Source organism: Bacillus sp. B1-WWTP-T-0.5-Post-4, from assembly GCF_009183795.1.
GTDB classification, from domain to species: Bacteria; Bacillota; Bacilli; order Bacillales; family Bacillaceae_G; genus Bacillus_A; species Bacillus_A cereus.
Map to the genome: position 1 here is coordinate 50,925 of NZ_WEIJ01000014.1, position 17,841 is coordinate 68,765.

Genomic DNA, 17,841 nt, shown 5'->3' on the forward strand with positions numbered 1-17,841 from the left:
AAAGAGAAGGGTTAATGCACATAGGTAGCATTTGATTTGGAAGAAAGGATATAGCCTTGTATTTTGTGCTTCAAAGTTTCATTGCCTTCTTTTTGAGAAAGCCATGTATGGTAATCTTGTTGTGTTTTCCATAACATACGAATCATATATTCTGCCTTATCATTTGTACGATGAACATGTGAAAACTCTATGTTAATACAACCGTTCGTTCCAGGGGAAGGATAATATTGTTTAAGCCCATAAAATAGCTCATTTTCATATCCGTACTTAATGTGAATGAGTTTAGTAACTATAAACATATAAACACCTCTTTTACGATAATAGTAGGAAAGATAGAATTACTGTAATAGTGAACTTAAATAATATTATACTATTCAGAAAATTCAAAGTAAATGATAGGTTTTAACTTAATAAAGGTATAAAAAAGCGAGTCATTCTATTACACTAGATGACTCGCTTTCAATTTGTAAGTTTTACTTTATAAGAAAATAAGAGTAAGTACACCTACGATAATACAATAGAAAGAGAAATATTTTAAATTTCCTTTTGCCATAATGTTCATAAACCATTTTAGTGAAATATACGTCATGATAAATGTTGCGATGAATGCAACGACATATGGTACGAATAATGTGTCTAGATTTGGATCATTTGCAATGTCTGTAATGCTTAACAACAAGCCACCTAAGCTAACAGGAATGTATAGTAAGAATGAGAAGCGAAGAGCTGTTTCTTGCTTCATACCAAGTAACATTGCTGCTACGATTGTGGCACCAGATCGGCTTATTCCGGGAATCAGTGCGCAAGCTTGTGCTAATCCGACGATGATTGCATCTTTCATAGAAAGGTCGCCATCATTTTTACGACCGCGTAAATTTCTAATAATCCAAAGGCCGACAGCAGTAATAAGAAGGGAAATCCCAACCATCTTCACACCTTTTAAGTACTGATCGATGTAATCTTTAAATAAAACACCAATAACACCTGCTGGAATGGTTGCAATAACAAGATAAATAATAAAGAAGAAATCTGATTTTGCGTCTTCTGCTCTTGTAAATATATAAGAGAGACCATTCTTCGTTAGACGAATTAAATCATTTCTATAAATAAGTAATACAGCTAATAATGAAGCTGAATTAACAAGTAGTTCGAAGCTAAACCCTTCTATTTTTAGTCCTAGCAAATGTTGTGCTAAAACGAGATGACCACTTGAAGAAATCGGAATTGGTTCTGTTAGTCCTTGGAACAGACCGAGAATTAAATATTTTAAAACGTAGTAAAATTGTTCCATAATAACCTCCTTGTTTATTAGTTGAAAGAAACAACTTTTCCATTATAACAAAGATATGGATGAATATTGAAAAGAAATAAATATTCAAAATAAAATAAAAATCCCTTATAGCAGTATAAGGGATTTTTATTTTTAATTAAGAAGTTACTGTTTCTTGAAGACTTTTAGACAATTGAACATCGACTTTTTCAGCATCATGAATATGATTCATAATAGTAGTATTTAATTTTTGGAACATTTGTTGTGTGTTAGCGAATTCTCGTAATATGTCATCATTACAAGACTTTTGGTTTTCGATAGCCTTAATAACATTTGTAGCACCATTTTGTAACGTTTGAATCATAACTAAAATATTTTCAATTCTAGCATTTGTATCGGCGCTCATTTCTACACCTTCATCGACTAAATGTAAATTATCTTTTGTGTTATCATATGCTTTTTCAATTTCTTCTTGAATTTTTTTCGTTAAGTTGCCGATGTTTTTTGTACTTTCTGCTGTACTTTCCGCTAGTTTTCTTACCTCATTGGCAACGACAGCGAATCCTTTACCGTGCTCCCCAGCACGTGCGGCTTCAATACTCGCATTTAATGCAAGTAAATTTGTTTGTGCTGCAATGTTTTGAATGACTTCTACAATTTGCTCGATTTCCTTTGAGCGTTCGCTTAGATGATTCATACTATTAGACGTGCGTTGAGATTGTTCACCTAATTTATTAATTACAATAAGTAAGCGGTGAACGGATTCTTTTCCTTCATTAGAGCAGTCAATAATTTCTGCAATAGACTGAATTAAGCTTTGTTCCTTTTGTAACATTTCATTATTTAACTCATTGGAATGTGTCGTACGTGTTGAAACATTTTCGAAACATGAACTTAATTGTTGAACTAAATTTTGAAGTGTATTGTGTTGGTTATTTACAAGTTGATGCTCTTGGACAACGCTTTGTACACGATCGTGGATAGTAGAAATAGTCTCTTGCTTTTCAATATCCTTTTGTTTTAATTCTAATTCTAATTCTTGTATACGCTCTTCTAATTGAGCAATTGTATGTTGGAGTGATTTTTTTTGAGTAAACATGTATTTATTTCAACCGCCTTCGAAAGTTATATTTTCTCTATATTTGGATTTTAGCATCTTTTGTATTTTTTAAATATAGGAATTGTTAAATATTTAAGAATCTATTACATTTTATTCATAATTCTCTTTTTTTCGTCACGAAAAATAAACTGTATTTAATCGTTTTGTAAACAAACTGTAAAATAAATCATGTATAACTGTATAAGAAGGGAGTCGGATTATGAACTATTTTAAGCGAATCAGCTGTCTAGTATTAGCAGGAATTATCGGTCTTTCTAGTACAGTCGCTGTTAAAGCAGAGTCAAACGACGAGAAACTTAACAACATGCAACAGCAATTGCAACAAAACGATGCAGAAATGCAAAAGAAAGAGCAAGAAAAGCAAGCTGTTAGTAAAGAAATTAAAGGTATCGAAAACGAACTACATAATTTAAATAATACAATTGCAAAAAATAAAGAGGATCAAGCTGCTATTCAACGTAAAATTGATGAAACACATAAGCAGATTGAACAAAAAAAGGAAGAAATTATCGTTTTAGAGGATAAAGTCCTTGCTCGTAAAGATATTATGAGAAAACGTATGGTTTCTGTTCAAAACAGTTCAAATACAAGTTTAGTAGTAGAAGTTGTAGTAGAGTCAAAAAACTTTGCAGACTTCTTACAACGTATGAACGCAGTTTCTACTATTCTAGAAGCTGATAAAGAAATTTTACGTCTACAAGAACAAGATCTTCGTCAAATTGAAGAGGACAAGAAAACAATTGACGAAAAAGAAGCATCTTTAGTAGTAGATAAACAAAAATTAGCAAAAGCACAAGCTGAACTGCAAGATAACTTGAAAAAACGTCAAGATAACTTGCAAACAGTTCAAGCTAAATATAATGAAGTGGCAAGCCAACTTAATTTAGCAGCGGAAGAGAAAGCTAAAATTGAATCAAATATGAAGGCAGTACAAGAAACAATTGCTCGTGAACAAGAAGCAGCAAGAATTGCGGCAGAAGAGCGTGCAAAAGCAGAAGCGGCTGCAAAAGCAGAGCAAGAAGCTTTAGCGAAAGCGCAAGCAGAAATTGCTGAAAAGCAAAAGCAAGAAAAAGCTAGTAAACCGGTTGAACCAGTAGCTAATAATAATTCGAAGGTAGAACCTGCACAACCTGAACCATCTTCTAAGCCAACTGCTGGTGGGAAAGAAATTTATGTAGAAGCTACAGCTTATACAGCTGATCCAGGTGAAAATGGTTATGCACCAGGTCAACAAGTATTTTCTGCATGGGGACACTATAACTTAACTGCAAACCCAGGAATGAAATTAATTGCTGTAGATCCAAAAGTTATTCCATTAGGCAAAACTGTAAATGTTGAAGGGTATGGAGTCGCAATTGCAGCAGATACTGGTGGAGCGATTAAAGGTAACAGAATTGATGTGTTAATGCCTGATAAAGGGTCTTCTAGTCAATGGGGAAGAAAAATCGTTAAAGTTACAATTTTAAACTAAAACGTAATCCAACTTTACAATACGTAGAGTTGGATTTTTTTATAATAATAATGTTAAGTTGAGTTTACATTTTGTTAAGGATAGCATACAATAATGGTGAGAGGTGGTAAATTTGACCATTTTAAACAGAGTAAAAGAATTAAGAGCTCGTTTTAACTTTACGCAAAGTGTATTAGCAGAAAAGGTTGGAGTAACGAGACAAACAATTGCTGCAATTGAAAAAGGGGATTACGTTCCTTCGTTGTTATTAGCACTTACGATTTGTGATGTGTTTCAGTTAAAGATGGAAGATGTGTTTGTTTTAAATAAGGAGGGGGAAGAGGATGAATAGAATTGTTTTTTCTTATATCATAAACGTGCTTTATACTGCTTTAGCATGCTGGACATTTGTTGAATTTTATAGTGTTATTACAGAGTTAGCAGATATAATTAAAAACGAGAAATTCCCATTTGAAGTATGGTTTAATGGAGTACCATTCATTTTATTATTTATTGGAGCAATTATAGTTACAATTTTTTATAGAATTCAAAAGAAAAAATATAAGAATTTATCTTTTTGGATGTATCCATTATTATTTCCGCTAGAAGATGAACGTGAAAAAGTGATTACGGATAAAGCTTGTCGAACAACATTTGTATCGTTATGGTTTGTGTTACCTTGTGCAGTTGGATTTTTAACTTTTTCGCCTATTATTAATGAATATCTTCCTGGATACCCATTATATATTCTATTTTCTATTTTCTTTATTCAAATGACAGTATTTCACGTATCACTATACAGAAATAAATTAGCTTAAAAAGAAACCTTCTTGCACTGGCAAGAAGGTTTCTTTTTAAGCTAATACTTGTACATATAGCGATATTATTTTATCATTTTATATAGAGTAAGATTTTGTAAGGGAAAGGAACTGTGTATGAATAAGCAAAGAATTTATAGTATAGTAGCAATTCTGCTATTTGTTGTAGGTGGCGTATTAATTGGAAAGCCATTTTATGATGGATATCAGGCTGAAAAGAAACAGACTGAAAATGTGCAGGCTGTTCAAAAGATGGATTATGAAAAGCATGAGACGGAATTTGTAGATGCTTCCAAAATTAATCAACCAGACTTGGCGGAAGTAGCGAATGCATCATTAGATAAGAAACAAGTAATTGGTCGTATTTCGATTCCAAGTGTTTCAGTAGAACTGCCTGTTTTAAAAGCTTCTACTGAAAAAAACTTATTATCAGGTGCAGCGACAGTAAAAGAGAATCAAGTTATGGGAAAAGGAAATTACGCATTAGCAGGACATAATATGTCTAAAAAAGGTGTTTTATTTAGTGATATAGCTTCTTTGAAAAAAGGCGATAAAATTTATTTGTATGACAATGAAAATGAATATGAGTATACGGTTACTGGTGTATCTGAAGTAACTCCTGATAAGTGGGAAGTTGTAGAGGATCATGGGAAAGATGAGATAACGCTTATTACATGTGTATCTGTAAAGGATAATTCTAAGCGTTATGTTGTTGCTGGTGATTTAGTAGGAACGAAGGCGAAGAAGTAAAAAAAGAAGGTGAACTCTTTAAAGAGTTCACCTTCTTTTTTTACTAATGTTGAGAAATAATAGAATATTTTGGTTTGTATTTAAACATTCTTCTATTTATGTATAATAAAGTTAGAATTCTATTTTTGGGAGGAACAAGAGTGAGACAACAGGTGAAGAAACTTCTTTTAACAACGAGTATAGCGTTATTGGTAGCTCCAATTTCAGCTTATGCACATCCAGGGCGTACAGATGCTAATGGCGGACATACGTGTCGTACAAATTGTGAGAAATGGGGATTACAGTACGGGGAATATCATTATCACAATAAACCAGCTTCTAGTAGTGGCGCAACGAGCCCAGCTCCTAGCCAGAATAATAATAGTGCTGTAGAAGCTGAGAGACAAGCAGAAGCACAGCGCAATACTGAGGCGGAAAAACAACGTGCTGTAGAAGCGCAACGCAACGCTGAGGCGGAAAAACAACGTAATGCAGAAGCACAGCGTAAAGCTGAAGAAGAGAGACAACGTGTAGCCGAGGAACAAAGAAAAGCTGAAGAGGCACGTAAGCAAGAGGAAGCGCAGCGCCAAGCTGATATGGAAAAAGGTCAACTTGAAGGTCAAAAGAATGGAGAAACTGATTTTAAAGCAGGAAAAAATGATGCAGAAGTGCATGTAGCTGGAAAATCTGATGCATATAAACAAGCGTTTAAAGCGACTTATGCAGCCGTATGGTCTTTAGAAGAGCAGAAGAAAACGCATTTTGAAAAAGGAAAAGAACAAGGTTTAGCACAAGAGACGATGGACGATAGTCAAGTTGCTCCAGAGTTTAAGGTAAACTTTGCAGACGGATTCAAAGTAGGGAATAAAGAAAGAACAGAAAAAATTGAAAAAGAGCAAGCTGAGTTAGGGGAAAAGACAGGGAAAGAACTAGCTGAAAAGAATCCTGGAAATAGAGAGAAAGAAGTATACGTGAAGGCATATGAAACAGCGTATGAAAAAGGCTATAAGTCTACAAAAAAGGCAGTCGAAAAGGCTGGCTATAAGTATGCATTTGAAAACTATGATTTAAAAGTTCCTGCTAAGTATGAAAGAAATGAATTGTTAAAGAAATGGTTTACTGAGGGATTTAAATCGAATAAAAAAGCAGCGGAAATTCGAGAAGAAGGGTATAAAAAGGGAGACAGCTGGTTCTCATTCTTCTATAAGAGTTTCGTACCAAGTGAATATAAAGAACATAAAGAGCTGTACGAACAAGCAATTGAAAAAGGTAAAACAGCATAAAAAAAGATGAGGAGAAATTCCTCATCTTTTTTAATCCATCCATTTCACTAATTTTTTAGAAATTAATAATAAAACACAACCTAGTACAATTGCCACAGCGCCAATAACTGTGAATACTTCAGCGTATCCAAGTGAAGTTGTGAAGCTTGCAAGTTGTCCGCCTAAAATGTTGGCGATACCTGAACTTGCTAGCCATACACCCATTAGTAAAGATGCTAATTTTACCGGAGCAAGCGCACTAACCATTGATAGTCCGACAGGTGATAAGAATAGCTCACCTAACGTATGGAAAAGATACGTAAAGACGATAAACAGTAAGTTTGCTTTTTCTGTAATGTTATGTTCATCACTACCTGTTTTTAATGTAGCGATAACGAGAATGATATAACCGATACCGAGCAAGATCATACCAAGTCCCATTTTAGTTGGGATTTTTAAATCACCCTGCTTGCGAGTTGCAAGTTTTGCCCATAATGCAGAAATGACTGGAGCAAGTAAAATAATAAATAATGGATTGACCGATTGGAACCAAGATGTTGGAACTTCCCATCCGAACACAGAGCGGTCTACAAATTTGTTTGTATATAATGTTAATGAGCTACCAGCTTGTTCAAAGCCAGCCCAGAAGAAGACAACGAAGCATGTTAAAATGACGATAACAGCGGTACGTTGTTTTTCTTTTTTTGTTAACGGTGTATCTCCTACTGATGGTTGTCCAGCAGCTGTTTGTAAATCGCGAGTTGGTTTTTTACCGATATTACCAAGGAAGCGATTTGATAGTGTTGTAAATAAAATTTGTCCAATGATCATTCCGATTGAAGCGGCTAAGAAACCGTAACGGAATCCGTAATGTACAACGCCATCAACTGTTGTTTTGAATAAATTTTCTGATAAAAATCCGCAAACGAGTGGAGCTAAAAATGACCCGACGTTAATACCCATATAGAAAATGGTAAATGCACTATCACGTTTTGGATCGTTCTCTTCGTATAATTCCCCAACCAGTGTAGAGATGTTCGGTTTGAAGAATCCGTTACCGATAATAATAAGCGCTAATCCGAGGTATAGGCCTAATTGGTTTTGCAAGGCAAATAGTGTAAGGTTACCGATTGCCATTGTTATACCACCAATTGTGATTGCTTTTCGTCTACCTAGAAAACGATCTGTTAAGTATCCACCAATCATTGGTGTGAAATAACAGGCTCCAGTGTAAAATCCGTAAATAGAGAGTGCCCATGCGGGACTAAACCCAAGACCACCGCTTACTAAAGCTGTCGTTAAATATAATGTTAATAATCCTCGTAATCCATAGTAACTAAATCTTTCCCACATTTCTGTAAAGAAGAGTAAGTATAAACCTGGAGGATGTTTCTTTTTTCTTTGTTGTTCTCTTTCTAGTTGTATCGCTGATTCCATGTTATTTTCCTCCTGACACAAACAAAAACAAAGTTAATAATTTTGTACATTTAATATTTTACTTTATTAACTATTATAAGTCAATAAAGGTTGATTTTTCAGAAGAAATTGGAAAAGAGGAATAGCTATAGAATGGGTGTTTCTTTTGTGATAGACTATGGACTATGTTTTCTTTGTAAGGAAGCGGGTTATTGTACTTTTTTATATGTGAAATTGATTTCATAAAAGATGAAATTAAAGAAGGAGAAAGAAATGAAATTGTTACAGAAAAAAGAAATTTTACTTATTAGCCTTATGTTATTCTCTATGTTCTTTGGAGCAGGGAATCTTATATTTCCACCTTTCCTTGGGTATGAAGCAGGAGAACATGTTTGGATTTCATTAGTAGGGTTTATTATATCAGCAACAGGTCTTCCTATATTAGGTGTTATCTCCATTGCAAAAGCAGGAAGTTTTCAAACGTTAGCGGGTAGGGTTCATTCTTCATTTGCAATTATTTTTCCATGTATCGTGTATGTATTTATTGGACCTGGGCTTGGTATACCACGTGCGGGAAGTTTGGCTTTTGAAATGGGGCCAGGTCAGTTATTCCCTGAAGCAGGAAACGGATTATTATTGTTTTACACAGTTATTTTCTTTAGTATTGTTTACTGGTTAAGTTTATCCCCATCTAAATTAATGGGGTTGTTTGGAAAAGTCTTGACGCCGTTATTATTATGTATGATTGCACTCATTTTTATAAAGAGTATGTTTACAACGGTAGGAGATATGAAAGAACCAATAGGGAACTATGGACAAGCTCCTATGTTTCAAGGGTTTTTAGATGGATATTTAACAATGGATGCGTTAGCTGCTTTAATCTTTGGAATTGTTATTGCAAATGCATTACGTGCAAAGGGTATTGAAGATGATAAAGGTTTAGCGAAATATATGAGTATTGCTGGAATTGGGGCAGGACTATTATTATCTATTATTTATGTCATCCTTGGATATGTGGGGGCAATTAGTGGCTCATTAGGAACATTTGATAACGGTGCGAAAGTGTTAGCACAAGTTATGATTACATTATTTGGACAGGGCGGAGTCGTTTTATTAGGTCTTATTTTTACTATCGCGTGTTTATGTGTTTCAATTGGACTTGTTACGTCTAGTAGTCAATTTTTTGCGAGTGCATTTCCGAAAGTATCTTATAAATTGTGGGCATTTATAGTAAGCGTTGTTAGTATGATTTTAGCTAATTTAGGGTTAACGCAAATTTTAAAAGTATCAGTACCAATTCTTGGATTTATTTATCCAATTGCGTTAACGCTTATTATTCTAGGGTTATTCCATCAGTATATTGGAAAGTATACATACGTATATGCAGTAACTGTTTTGGTTGTAGCGATATTTAGTGCAATTGACATTTTAAATAAAAATGTAATGATGAATCAGTGGACGGCAGCATTAAAATACATCCCGTTTTATACAGAAGGTGTTGGGTGGATTGTTCCAGCTATTGTAGGCACGTGTCTTGGTTTTATCGTTAGCATTTTTCTAAATAAGAATAAATAAGTAAAAAGGTGTTTTCCTATTTTGGGAAGACACCTTTCTTTTTTTGGAAAAATACTATTGAAAATGAATAGACTAAGAGTATGATAAAGATAATTGGTAATATATAGGTTCAATGAGAGTTACGAATAAGGGGGGAGCGTATGAAGAAGGATTTGGATAAGAAAATAGAAGCACTCGAAACGGCAATTGAAACAATTCAAGAAGCACTTGCTGAATTAAAAGTAAAGCAAAGGGAAATAGAAGTAGAAAACGCTCAGCAACATGTTAGTAAGAACAAGAAAGAATATATTGAAACGGTAATGGAGGAAAAGCCAAAAGAAGAAATAGTTAAGATAAAAGAGCCTTTGCAAGAACCTGAGGTAAAACAAGTAGATATATCGGCTTTTAAACCAGAGCCATTTAATATTATTAAGTTTTGTCAGACGTGGTTACCGCGTGTATTTGTCGGTATTATGTTGCTTGGAGTGATCTGGTTATTTAAAGCAGGGGTAGATGCTGGTTTATTAACACCAGCGATACGAATTGTGTTTGGTATCGCATTATCTATCGGGTTGTATTATATAGGAGATATTCAAATTAAAAGAGAGCGGCAAGCGTTAGGATTAGTATTAGCTGGAGGAAGTATTACCGGGATTGTTCTAACGACGTTTGCAGCACATTATTTATATGGATTTATTCCGGCAAGTGTCGCGTTTCTCTGTAATATTGCATGGGTTATTTTAGGTATTTATTTAGCGAAAAGATATCAATCGGAATATCTCACTATTTTCGTAGCGGTCGGTGCGTTCTTCGTACCATTCTTGTTAAATAGTACGACTCCTAATCCTTATATTTTCTTTGGATATGAGACAGTATTAACACTTAGTTTATTATGGTATGCGTTGAAAAATCGTTATAAATACTTATATATGATTTCTTACGCTGTTGCTGCCATTGTCCTTTTCGTTTTCTTTGCTGTTATGTCAATGTTAGTAGAGAACTTGCAAATACAGTTAACGATTGTATATGGTTTGATTCATTTACTATTATTTTGGCATATGTTTACGGAGAGAAGTTTTATACTAGAACCACGTTTGGCGATATTTAGTGCGAATGCATTGTTCTTTATACTAGCTATTTCAAAAATACCTGATTTTACAACATGGGGATTGATTATTAGTGCATTCGTACATGCCGCTATGTTCGTATGTGAATATAAGAAAAATAGACATTCTACATTTACAAATCTCTTATTTGGTTTCGCAATGGGAGCATTTAGTTTAGCAATTTTATATGAGTATAGTTTAGTGAATGCAGCGATTGTACTAATGTTACAAGGTTTCCTCGGCATGGTCACTTCTATTAAAGTAAAACAACAGATAAAGTTGTATGTTAGTGCGACGGTTTACGCAATTGGAATGATACAGACTATTTTTAGCCCGTTTGATCAATTTATTTCGGCAGGCTTTGTTGCTCATCTTATTTTAATAGGAACGTTCTATTATTGCATGAGAGAAGCGAAAGCAGTATTAGCGAGCTTCGGCAAATATATGTATTCTATAGTGCTCTATTGGTTTATGATAATTGTATTTATTACAATTACGAGAATCGGTGAAGTTTTATCTACAGATGGAAGCGTAATTAGTGTATCAGTATCGTTATTATGGATGGTATATGCATTATTTGCGGTTTGGTTTGGAAGAAATAGAAATATGAATGAAATATTATATGCTGGTTTAGTCGTTTTAGTCGTAACGGTAGGGAAGTTATTCTTACTTGACTTACCAGAGGTATCGATGATGATTAGGGCAGTGTTATTCCTAATCGTCGGTAGTATAGGTATCGTTATTTCAAGAATGTTTTTCTCGAAGGAAGAGAAGTGAGAAGAAGGCAATCCATGTATGGATTGCCTTTTTTATTATTTCTTATTAATCGTTACAGTTTCATTATATTTCGTTGTTGTATTTTGGCGTAGACGAAGCGTTGCTTGTCCAGTTGTATTTGAATCAATCTGTACATTTACAACTTTCTCAGCAGAGCCTAAGCTGTTTGTTGTGAAAGAGAATGCACTACTATATCCAAAAGCAGATGGCCAAGTGCCGTTTGCATTTTGTACTTTAGCCACTTGTGTTCCACCAGTAGTGAAGATACCTAAAGAATAGTTGTTATACGTTGTATTAGGTAATAAGTTATTTACTTGAATCTTCATTTGGAAAATTTCATTGTTTGGTAGAATGCTAGGGTGTGTAACGACGTAGTCGCTTGTTGTTACCGCACCGTTATAACCGTATGAACCTGGTTTAAAAGTATTTGTATTAAACCATTGATAACCTGCATTTGGTGCACTCCAAGGTTCAGGTTGTGGTTCTGTTGATAAGCTTGGCTGTTCAAATGTTTGTAGAGCTGTAGGTGAATCAAGTTGTAAACCATTTACTTGATCTAAACTTGTAAATGTCTCTTTATTTGATAACCAATTTACGATGTTTTCTAATAAAATCGCATCGTTTTCTTCTTTATAACCATCGTAAGTTTTCTTTGTTTGGCCAGAATCTTCACGAACGTATTTTGGCGTAGCATCTTCAACAGGAGAAGAGTCACCAATAAAGGCAGCTTTTCCAAGTCCTACTTTTGCGATAGCAGCATATGGGCCTTCTGCAATACCACCGCCATTATAAACGCCACTATCAACAGCGTTATTCCATTTTGATGGATTTTCTGGAAGGTAAACAAGTCCTTTTGCTAGTTTTGGGTTTGTAATTGCTAGAGTAGAACCAGCATGCATTGCTACAGACGAAACACCTTTTGTAATTCCGAAAGATTGTTCAGGCGATACAATTGTTTTCGCTGAAACATCACCAAGTGCATTGTAGCGGAAGCGAATACCGAAGTTGTCAGAGAGCCAATCAGAGCTTTCTACTCCTTGCATAGCTTGTGAATTTGCTTCTTCATTAGACATTCCTTTTGCTGGATTATCCCAAGCACCGCGTCTATATCCATTAAATACTTCAGAAGAGTCCCAGCGATTTTTATTACGATCTGCATTGTAATGATCAGCAATAAAGAAGATACTACCACCATTTTTTACATATTGTAACATAGCGTCCTGCTCAGATTTTTTGTAAGGAATATTAGCTTCTGGAACGATAAATACGTTGTAATCTTTTAAATCTTCGTACGTAATAGGAGTTGATTTACGAAGTTCCTTTACGTGATATCCGTTTTTTGCAATGCCGTTTCCGAAGTCAGAAAAGCCGCCGTCAATAACCCAGTCAGCTGTCCCAGCAGTTTGACCGTGTGTATTATCGAATAATACTTTCTTCCCATTGTTTTGATTTACAACTTTTGCAGCAATTTCAGGAGCTGGGTCTACAGAGCTTTCGGCATAAGTAGACGGTATGAACGAGGTCCCTATACTTAGTGTAATTGCTGTTGCTAAAGAAAATGTAATCCATTTTTTATTCTTCATAGAAGAATCCCCCTAATAATAAATATATGTGCTTTAATAATGTAATTTATTTTTCTGTAAAAATAAAGACGGAAAACATAAAAAATATTAAAAAATTGTAAAAATACCGTGAATTTTGTTGAGAAATATTTATATAGATATAAAAACATCCCTTCCAAGTAATAAGGAAGGGATGTTTTGCTTAACTAATTTTTGAGTTAGGTGTTTCATCAATCTTATGAAACCCTTTCATGTAATATACGATTGCTAAGCCGATAAGCCAAATTGGGCCGACAATCAATGCAATTCGTGTATCTTCTGAATACGCCATTATACCTAATACTAATACAAGGAAAACGAGTGAGAAATATGAGCTTAATGGGTATAAAGGCATTTTATACGATAACTTTTGTTTATTTTGAGTAGGCAAGCTTTTACGGAATTTAATTTGAGCGACTAATATAATTCCCCAAGTCCAAATTGCACCGAAAGTTGAAATGCTAGTAAGCCATGTAAATACCTTTGCAGGTACGAGATAGTTTAATATAACACCAATTAGTAAAACGATAGCAGTTGCTACAATTCCTTGGCTTGGAATGCCATTTTTATTTAAACGACCAAATCTTTCAGGAGCTTTTTTCTGCTGAGCTAATGTATATAGCATACGGCCTGTACTAAATAAACCACCGTTACAAGAAGAAAGAGCTGCTGTTAATACGACAAAGTTAATAATACCTGCTGCTTTTGCGATACCAATTTGTTGGAATGTTAATACGAATGGACTGCCTTTCTCACCAAGTTCGTTCCATGGATAAATTGCCATCATAACGAATAATGCCCCAACGTAAAAGAGTAGAATTCTCCAAAATACGTTATCGATTGCCTTTGCGAGTGTTTTCTTCGGATTTTGAGCCTCACCAGCTGTAACACCGATTAATTCAACGCCTAAATAAGCGAATAGTACCATCTGCATGGAGAGTAGTAACCCAGAAAATCCATTTGGGAACCAGCCACCATGTGACCAAAGATTTGAAATACCGGTAGCGATACCACCGTTTCCGAATCCAAATAAAATAATACCAGCTCCGACTACTATCATACAGATAATTGTGACAATTTTAATGAGAGCAAACCAAAACTCAAGTTCTCCAAATACTTTTACCGATAAGAAGTTAAAAGCGCTCATTAATAATAGAGCAAGTAATGCCCAAGTCCAGCGCGGGATATCTGGGAACCAGTACTGCATGTAAATACCAGCTGCTGTAATCTCAGCCATACAAGTAACAACCCATAAGAACCAGTAATTCCAACCAGTAATATAACCAGCAAGTGGTCCAATATAATCATATGCATATTTACTAAAAGAACCAGCAACAGGTTGTTCAATTGCCATTTCCCCAAGCGCGCGCATAATGAAAAAAATAACGAGACCGGCAATCATATAGCCTAGCAAAATAGAAGGACCTGCTAGTTTAATGGCGGAAGCGGATCCTAAAAATAGTCCAACGCCAATAGCTGAGCCCAGTGACATTAAAGTAATATGTCGTTCTTTTAAACCACGATTTAAAGTTCCAGATTTGTTTGTGTGCTGCATAAGAAGAATCCCCCTTGTAGAGTGAACGATATTTGAATGCGTTTACTAAATATTTAACTATTTCAAATTATAAAACATTTCTATCTGTTATGCTACAAAAATAATCATAATGAACTGTACTACATCTGTACTTGTCAGACTTAAACTTAAAATTCGAACTATTAGGGAATATATTGACTCTTCTTTTTATTGATTGTTAAGATTAAGTATTATATTTTCTCACATACTAGTAAGAAAAAGAATGTGTGATAATAATTCAGGTGTAGGAAGGGTACATAAGCATGTTTCAATTACAAAAATATAACACTTCTGTGAAGCAAGAGTTTTTAGCTGGCATCACAACTTTTTTTACATTTGCGTATATTCTTGTCATCAATCCAAAAATATTATCTGATGCAGGTGTACCATTTGACCAAGCGTTTACAGCAACAATTATTGCAACCGTTGTTGGAACAGTAGGTATGGCGATTTTCGCGAATTACCCGATTGTTATTGCTCCAGCTATGGGAATGAATGCATATTTTGCTTATTCTGTTGTACAGAAGGCAGAAGGGATTACATATGTAGTTGCCTTTTCAGCTGTATTTGTAACGGGGATTATTTTTCTTTTATTATCTTTTACTTCGTTTAGGCAAAAGTTAATTTTAGCAATTCCTGATAGTTTAAAGCATGCAATTGCAGGTGGAATTGGACTATTTATTGCTTTTATTGGATTGCGCCTTTCTGGAATTATCGTGGATCATCCGTCTAATTTAGTTACGATTGGTGATTTTCATTCTCCAGCTGTTATTTTAACTTTAATTGGTTTAATATTAGCGGCGGTATTAATGACATTGCGTGTGAGCGGTGCATTATTTATTAGTATGATTGTGACAGGAATTATTGCCTTCTTTACAGGGCAATTGAAGTTTGCTGATAAAATTGTGGCGATGCCTCATTTACCAGAGGGTATCATCGTTTCAAACCCAATCAATGCCTTTTCAGATGTAATTGAATACGGATTATATGGCGTTGTATTTTCATTTTTACTTGTACTTTTATTCGATACAACAGGTGCATTACTTGGTTTAATTAAACAAGCAGGTTTAATTACAGACAATACAGAGAAGCGTTTTGGTAAAGCGTTTATTGCAGATGCAATTGGCGGGACTACAGGTTCTATCTTTGGAACAAGCCCAACAGCAGCGACGATTGAATCGTCAGCAGGTATTGCTGCAGGTGGTAAAACTGGATTAACAGGGATTGTAGTTGTTGGTCTAACAATTATAACGGCATTTTTTAGTCCTGTTATTGCTTCTTTATCAAGTGTAGCCGCTATTACAGCTCCTTCATTAATTATAGTAGGTAGTTTAATGGCACAAAGCATTCGAGATATTAATTGGAATGAATTTGAAGATGCGTTACCAGCATTTTTAATTTTTATAGGTATTCCGTTAACATCTAGTATTGCGAATGGAATTGCAATTGGATTTTTAGTGTATCCAGTCTTGAAAATTGTGAAAGGGAAAGGGATGGAAGTGCATCCGTTACTATACTTATTTACAATTTTATTTGGATGTCATTTATTCTTATAATATAGGAGAGGGGGCTTCTTATGAGGGGCTCCTTTTTTGTGTATAATAAAGTGAAACTTAAATTAGTAATGTAAAATATAAATTACTTATTGGAATATATATTATAATAAGGGTGGAGGAGAAAGAAACAGTAAACAAAAACATAGACAAAAGTAGGCATATATAGTGAAAAGTAATTATGAAACAATATAAACCTAAAGAATTTTCAGAAATGCTTAATGTCTCTGTTAAGACATTGCAAAGGTGGGACAATCAAGGTGTTTTACCTGCTTACCGAAACCCAAAAGGAAGAAGATATTATACAGAAGAACAGTATAAGAAATATATGGGTATTCAAGAAGAACTTGTTCAGGATTTAATATCTATCATTCATGTATTTAGCTGTAGAATATATGGGTTGAGAAAATACAAAAAGAAAATGTCGGAGGATGAAGACTTATGAAAAGAGCATATTTAATAGAAATCAAACCGACAACTGAACAAATTAGTAAAATCCGTCAAACTATTGGGGTGTGTCGATATGTATATAACCTGTATATCTCTAAAAATAAAGAGGTATATGAGTCGGAGGGGAAATTTCTTAGTGGTTATGACTTTTCCAAATGGTTAAACAACATTCATACAAAAGAGTGTGACCAGTGGATTAAAGAAGTGTCGAGCAAAGCGGTAAAACAAGCGATTATGAATGGAGATAAAGCTTTTAAGCGGTTTTTTAAAGGTTTATCTAAGTTTCCACGATATAAAAAAAAGAAGAAGCAAGATGTGAAGTGCTACTTTCCGAAAAACAACAAAACAGATTGGACAGTAGAAAGACATAGAGTAAAAGTCCCTACAATTGGTTGGATAAGGTTAAAAGAGTATGGATATATTTCAAAAAATACAACTGTAAAAAGTGGTACAGTATATCAAAGAGCAGGAAGATACTATGTGTCTATACTCTGTGAAGTGAAAGAGGTAAAACCAAATGCAACTCTCAATACAGTAGGTCTAGGAATTGATTTGGGAATTAAAGACTTCGCTGTACGTAGCGATGGAAAAACTTACAAAAATATAAATAAAACAGTACAAGTAAAAAAGATAGAAAAACGGTTAAAACGTGAACAACGCTCTTTATCACGCAAATTTGAAAATATAAGAAAGAGAGGTGAACAACCTGTTACTAATAAAAGAGCGAATATAAACAAAAATATTCTTAGGGTGCAACAACTACATGCTAGGCTAGCAAATATTCGATTAGCGTATGTAAAGTCTATTGTAAATGATGTGGTGAAAACCAAGCCAACGTTTATTGTAGTAGAAGATTTGAATGTGAAAGGTATGATGAAGAACAAACATCTATCTAAAGCTGTAGCGCAACAATGTTTTTATGCTTTTAAAACATGGTTATTAACGAAATGTAGGGAATATGGAATTGAACTACGGCAAGTGGACAGATTCTATCCATCTTCTAAAATGTGTTCATGTTGCGGTCAAAAAAAGTCGGATTTAAAGCTGTCTGACCGAGTATATACATGTGAATGTGGCAATGTAATAGATAGAGATTTAAATGCGTCAATCAACCTTTTACAAGCAAAAAAATATACAATACTAACGTAAATAGATTGTATAT

The 17,841-nt window shown here is 34.4% G+C and carries 16 protein-coding genes; 10 read left to right on the top strand and 6 right to left on the bottom strand.

The annotated features are described in order from the left end of the window. Nucleotides 1-11: 11 nt before the first annotated feature. The 3 genes from GBN91_RS25975 to GBN91_RS25985 form a co-directional block, all read right to left on the bottom strand. Entirely contained in the window at nt 12-299 is a 288-nt protein-coding gene (locus GBN91_RS25975; RefSeq protein ID WP_000471249.1) for a hypothetical protein, read from the bottom strand. Between the two features lie 179 nt (nt 300-478). Beyond that, nucleotides 479-1,291 (bottom strand): undecaprenyl-diphosphate phosphatase, encoded by an 813-nt coding sequence (locus GBN91_RS25980; protein WP_000434794.1) that lies wholly within the window; start codon nt 1,289-1,291, stop codon nt 479-481. A gap of 136 nt (nt 1,292-1,427) precedes the next feature. Continuing rightward, nucleotides 1,428-2,369 carry a methyl-accepting chemotaxis protein gene (locus tag GBN91_RS25985; RefSeq protein WP_000495036.1) on the bottom strand — a complete coding sequence of 314 codons (942 nt, stop codon included), beginning with the start codon at nt 2,367-2,369 and terminating at the stop codon, nt 1,428-1,430. 220 nt (nt 2,370-2,589) lie between these two features. Between GBN91_RS25985 and GBN91_RS25990 the strand changes: the two genes are divergently transcribed. From GBN91_RS25990 to GBN91_RS26010, 5 genes are all read left to right on the top strand, one after another. Beyond that, nucleotides 2,590-3,861: a 3D domain-containing protein gene (locus tag GBN91_RS25990; RefSeq protein WP_006920835.1), complete on the top strand. Its 1,272-nt coding sequence runs from the start codon at nt 2,590-2,592 to the stop codon at nt 3,859-3,861. A gap of 112 nt (nt 3,862-3,973) precedes the next feature. Then, nucleotides 3,974-4,192 (top strand): helix-turn-helix transcriptional regulator, encoded by a 219-nt coding sequence (locus tag GBN91_RS25995; protein ID WP_000154019.1) that lies wholly within the window; start codon nt 3,974-3,976, stop codon nt 4,190-4,192. Beyond that, a complete protein-coding gene (locus tag GBN91_RS26000; protein WP_006920833.1) occupies nt 4,185-4,658 on the top strand; it encodes a DUF2178 domain-containing protein in 474 nt (157 codons plus the stop codon). Before GBN91_RS25995 ends, GBN91_RS26000 begins: the two co-directional genes overlap by 8 nt. 117 nt (nt 4,659-4,775) lie before the next feature. Next, entirely contained in the window at nt 4,776-5,408 is a 633-nt protein-coding gene (locus GBN91_RS26005; RefSeq protein ID WP_001041727.1) for a class A sortase, read from the top strand. Nucleotides 5,409-5,548: 140 nt separating this feature from the next. Beyond that, a complete protein-coding gene (locus tag GBN91_RS26010) occupies nt 5,549-6,670 on the top strand; it encodes a YHYH domain-containing protein (protein ID WP_152122655.1) in 1,122 nt (373 codons plus the stop codon). Nucleotides 6,671-6,700: 30 nt separating this feature from the next. Here GBN91_RS26010 and GBN91_RS26015 read toward each other — a convergent pair whose 3' ends face one another. Beyond that, entirely contained in the window at nt 6,701-8,086 is a 1,386-nt protein-coding gene (locus GBN91_RS26015) for a peptide MFS transporter (protein ID WP_000443143.1), read from the bottom strand. A 252-nt stretch (nt 8,087-8,338) separates the two neighbouring features. On the opposite strand from GBN91_RS26015, the gene brnQ1 reads away from it, so the two are divergent. Both brnQ1 and GBN91_RS26025 read left to right on the top strand, forming a co-directional pair. After that, the gene (gene brnQ1, locus GBN91_RS26020) at nt 8,339-9,640 is read left to right on the top strand and encodes a branched-chain amino acid transport system II carrier protein BrnQ1 (protein WP_152122657.1); all 1,302 of its coding nucleotides are present in this window, start codon (nt 8,339-8,341) and stop codon (nt 9,638-9,640) included. Nucleotides 9,641-9,780: 140 nt separating this feature from the next. After that, nucleotides 9,781-11,502, top strand: coding sequence for a DUF2339 domain-containing protein (locus GBN91_RS26025; protein ID WP_152122659.1), 1,722 nt, complete (start codon nt 9,781-9,783; stop codon nt 11,500-11,502). A gap of 35 nt (nt 11,503-11,537) precedes the next feature. Here GBN91_RS26025 and GBN91_RS26030 read toward each other — a convergent pair whose 3' ends face one another. Both GBN91_RS26030 and GBN91_RS26035 read right to left on the bottom strand, forming a co-directional pair. Next, on the bottom strand, nt 11,538-13,085 hold the full coding sequence (locus GBN91_RS26030) for a DNA-binding protein (protein WP_152122661.1): 1,548 nt from the start codon (nt 13,083-13,085) through the stop codon (nt 11,538-11,540). 181 nt (nt 13,086-13,266) lie between these two features. After that, nucleotides 13,267-14,658: an amino acid permease gene (locus GBN91_RS26035; RefSeq protein ID WP_001164897.1), complete on the bottom strand. Its 1,392-nt coding sequence runs from the start codon at nt 14,656-14,658 to the stop codon at nt 13,267-13,269. Between the two features lie 281 nt (nt 14,659-14,939). Between GBN91_RS26035 and GBN91_RS26040 the strand changes: the two genes are divergently transcribed. From GBN91_RS26040 to GBN91_RS26050, 3 genes are all read left to right on the top strand, one after another. Then, nucleotides 14,940-16,232 (top strand): NCS2 family permease, encoded by a 1,293-nt coding sequence (locus GBN91_RS26040; RefSeq protein ID WP_000487192.1) that lies wholly within the window; start codon nt 14,940-14,942, stop codon nt 16,230-16,232. A gap of 178 nt (nt 16,233-16,410) precedes the next feature. Continuing rightward, nucleotides 16,411-16,674, top strand: a complete 264-nt coding sequence (locus GBN91_RS26045) for a MerR family transcriptional regulator (protein WP_000816201.1) — start codon at nt 16,411-16,413, stop codon at nt 16,672-16,674. Continuing rightward, nucleotides 16,671-17,828 carry an RNA-guided endonuclease InsQ/TnpB family protein gene (locus GBN91_RS26050; RefSeq protein WP_152122663.1) on the top strand — a complete coding sequence of 386 codons (1,158 nt, stop codon included), beginning with the start codon at nt 16,671-16,673 and terminating at the stop codon, nt 17,826-17,828. The genes GBN91_RS26045 and GBN91_RS26050 overlap by 4 nt, the downstream gene beginning before the upstream one ends. Nucleotides 17,829-17,841: the final 13 nt, after the last annotated feature.